The organism is Variovorax sp. 01T439_2 (assembly GCF_056398445.1).
Map to the genome: position 1 here is coordinate 1 of NZ_JBFTPJ010000632.1, position 3,541 is coordinate 3,541.

The window sequence follows — 3,541 nt, forward strand, 5'->3', positions numbered from 1 at the left end:
GATCAAGGCGCTGCTGCGCGACCCGGCCACGCGGCCGCGCGGCAACACCGCCGATGCGGCCGCCGCGCCGGTGCAGCCCAGGCAGGCCGCCGCGCGCAAGCCGCAGGCCGCGCGGCACGGCACCTCGCTGCTGGTGCTGCAGGGCTCCAACCTCGGCACGGCCGAAGATCTGGCGCGCCAGTTGGCCGAGGCCGGCGAGCTGCGCGGCTTCTCCACGCAGGTGGCCTCGCTCGACGACTACGCCGAGCGACTGCCCGCCAATGGCGCCGTCGCCATCGTCTGCGCCTCGTACAACGGCGTGGCGCCCGACAACGCCGCCGAGTTCCACCGCTGGCTCGACAAGGCCGACGATTCGCTCAACGGCGTGCGCTTCAGCGTCTTCGGCTGCGGCAACACCGACTGGGCCGCCACCTACCAGGCGGTGCCGCGGCGCATCGACGAGCGGCTCGGCGCGCTCGGCGCCACGCGCGTGCATCCGCGCGGCGAGGGCGATGCKCGCGAGGACATGGACGGCGCCTTCCAGGACTGGAGCGACGCGCTCTGGCCCGAACTGGTGAAGGCCTTCGGCATCCAGTCCGGCGCCGACACGCCCGCCGAGGCCGAGCCGCTCTACACGCTCGAGGAACTGCCGCCGCCGCAGAAGAACGCGCTCGTCGACGCGCTGGGCGCGGTGGCGCTGCGCGTGATCGAGAACCGCGAGTTGCAGAAAGATCCCGGCGGCGCCGGCGAAGCGGGCCGCTCCACGCGCCACGTCGAGCTGATGCTGCCCGAAGGCGTGGACTACCGCGCTGGCGACCACCTGAGCGTGGTGCCGCGCAACAGCCCGGCGCAGGTGGAACGCGCGATGGCGCGCTTCGGATTCGACCGCGCCGCGCATGTGCGGCTGCATGCCGACTCGGGCCGCAAGACGGCGCTGCCGGTCGACCAGGTGATCGCGGTCGATCGCCTGCTCGGCGACTATGTCGAGCTGCAGGACGTGGCCACGCGCAAGCAGATCGCCACGCTCACGGCATACACCGAGTGCCCGGCCACCAGGCCGAAGCTCGCCGCGCTCTCGGGCAGCGACGACGCCTCGCAGGCCGCCTACAAGGCCCAGGTGCTGCACAGGCGCCGGTCACTGCTCGACCTGCTCGAGGAGCACCGCGCCTGCCAGCTGCCGTTCGCGGTGTTCCTCGAGATGCTGTCGCCGCTCTCGCCGCGCTACTACTCGATCTCGTCCTCGCCCACGATGACGCCGGGGCGCTGCAGCGTCACCRTGGGCGTGGTGAGCGCGCCGGCGCTGTCGGGCAAGGGCACCTTCGAGGGCGTGTGCTCCAACTACCTGGCGCGCGCCGAAGCGGGCGACACGGTGCACGGCGTGATCCGCGAAACCACGGCCGAAGGCTTCCGCCTGCCCGAGGATGCGCAGCGGCCGCTCGTCATGATCGGCCCCGGCACCGGCCTTGCGCCGTTCCGCGGCTTCCTGCAGGAACGCGCGGCGCAGGCCGAGCGCGGCCAGGCGCTGGGCGAGGCGATGCTGTTCTTCGGCTGCCGCCATCCCGAACAGGATTTCATCTACGCCGAGGAGCTCGAAGCCTGGTCGCACCGCGGCCTGATGAAGCTACACACCGCGTTCTCGCGCGCGGGCGAGCGCAAGGTCTATGTGCAGGACCTGATCCGCGAGCAGGGCGCGGCCGTGTGGAAGCTGCTCGAAGCGGGCGGCGTGATCTACGTGTGCGGCGACGGTTCGCGCATGGAACCCGACGTGCGGCGCACGCTGGCCGACCTGGCGCGGGGGCACGGCCACGACGGCGCGGCGTGGATGGACCAGATGATTGCCGACCAGCGCTATGTGCTGGACGTCTGGGCGGGAGCGTAGCCCCGCCGCAGTTCAGTCAGGCCTTGCGGCTCGGATCGGGATAGACCAGCGGCCCGAGCAGGCCGCGGTTGAAGGGCTTCCACTCGCCCTCCGGCTGCGCCAGCCGGTCGGCCAGCGCATAGAGCACCGCCGGATGCGCGCCCAGCCCCAGGTGGCTCGCCACCACCTCGATGTTTTCCGCCTGCGGCCCCGGCTTCTCGAGGCTGCAGCGCCAGGCGACGACGCCATCGGTGCGGCTGAAGATCGAGGTCGTGGGCACCGGCGGCGTGGGCTGCACGAACTTCATGCGGCGCGGGTCGTGCGAACTCTGGCCGCTCACGCCCTCGTACACGCGCCATGCATTGGTGGCGCGCGGGCTGCCGGAGAACGGGCTGCCCAGGGTGATGACGTTGCGCACCAGCGCCGGCTGCGCCGATGCCAGCAGCCGCGCATAGACGCCGCCCAGGCTCCAGCCGATCACGCTGACCTTCTGGCCGCTCTTTTCAGCGAGCGATTTCAAGAGCGCGAGCATGCCGTCTTCCACGCCTTCGCGCGGGCCGAAGTTGCGGCCCTGGCCCCAGCCGTGCGCGTCGTAGCCGCGGCTGCACAGGTAGCGGCGCAGCACCAGCGTGGAGCCGTCGCCCGCCACGAGGCCGGGCAGCACGAGCACCGGATGCCCGTCGCCGCGCGGCGCGAGCTGCAGCAGCGGCCACATCGCGATGCCGGCGCCCGTTTCCCAGAGCGCGCGCGCCTCGGCCAGCAGCAGCAGGCCGGACGGCGGCGCGATGGGGTCTCGGGTGGCGGTGGTCATGAGGGCGGCTTTCCTTTCTGTTCTTTGTTCTGTGGGACGAGCATGGCGAACCAAAGTTTCACCGCCCCGTCGGACAACAGCGATCTTTATCCGAGGTATTTGCCCCGCAGGTAATCAAGGTAAGCCCTCGATTCGCTGGAAACATACGGGGAAATCAGGGTGAGCGTGTAGAAGGCCGCCAATCCCGGGTCGGCCTGCGCGAGCGCGTCGCGCCCCGGCACCAGGCGTTCGAACGAAAGCCAGCAGGTGGTGGTGAAGACCATCTGCAGGGCGAGGATGCGGGCCTGCTCGGCGCTGGTCTCGATCACGCCCGAGGCCACCAGCCCTTCGCACAGCGCCTGGGCCGCCAGCAGGTTCTGCGCGGTAAGCGCTTGCGCGCGCTGGCCGAGCGCGGGGTATTCGCCGGCCAGGAAGGCCATGTCGCGGTAGATGAAGCGGTACTGGTCGATGGCCTCGAAGCGCAGGTGCAGCGCGAGCCAGAGGTCGTCGATGGCGGTGATCGAACCCGCGGAGCCGTCGAGCACTTCGAGCCGCTGCTCGAAGCGCCGGAACAGCCACTCAACGATCAGCTGCTTGGCCTTGAAGTGGTAGTGCAGGTTGCCCGGGCTGRTGCCGAGCTCGGCCGCGATCTTGTGCGTGGACACCGCCGCCAGGCCTTGCGCATTGAACAGCGCGAGGCTGGCCTGCAGGATGCGGTCGCGCGTGGTGTTGGAACTGGCCACAACCGGCTGATGCTGCTGCGTGCGTCGGTGCTTCGCTGGGCTGGCGCTCAGCGCTTGCCGCTGCCGCGCGGGCCGGCGTTCCTGGGCTCGAGTTGCGCGAGGCGTTCGCGCAGCCGAATGACTTCTTCGCGCAGCGCCTGCACTTCTTCCGCGCTGGGCATGCCCAGGCGC

General features: G+C 70.9%; 3 protein-coding genes. 1 reads left to right on the plus strand and 2 read right to left on the minus strand.

Features of this window, described 5'->3' with window-relative positions; all coding sequences use genetic code 11:
• On the plus strand, window positions 1–1,858 hold a 1,858-nt coding region (locus tag AC1DOC_RS24760; RefSeq protein ID WP_478130690.1), incomplete at its 5' end, for a diflavin oxidoreductase.
• 16 nt (window positions 1,859–1,874) lie between these two features.
• Here AC1DOC_RS24760 and AC1DOC_RS24765 read toward each other — a convergent pair.
• Window positions 1,875–2,648 (minus strand): esterase/lipase family protein, encoded by a 774-nt coding sequence (locus tag AC1DOC_RS24765; protein WP_015867558.1) that lies wholly within the window; start codon window positions 2,646–2,648, stop codon window positions 1,875–1,877.
• Between the two features lie 86 nt (window positions 2,649–2,734).
• The gene (locus AC1DOC_RS24770) at window positions 2,735–3,370 is read right to left on the minus strand and encodes a TetR/AcrR family transcriptional regulator (protein ID WP_478130691.1); all 636 of its coding nucleotides are present in this window, start codon (window positions 3,368–3,370) and stop codon (window positions 2,735–2,737) included.
• Window positions 3,371–3,541 lie beyond the last annotated feature (171 nt).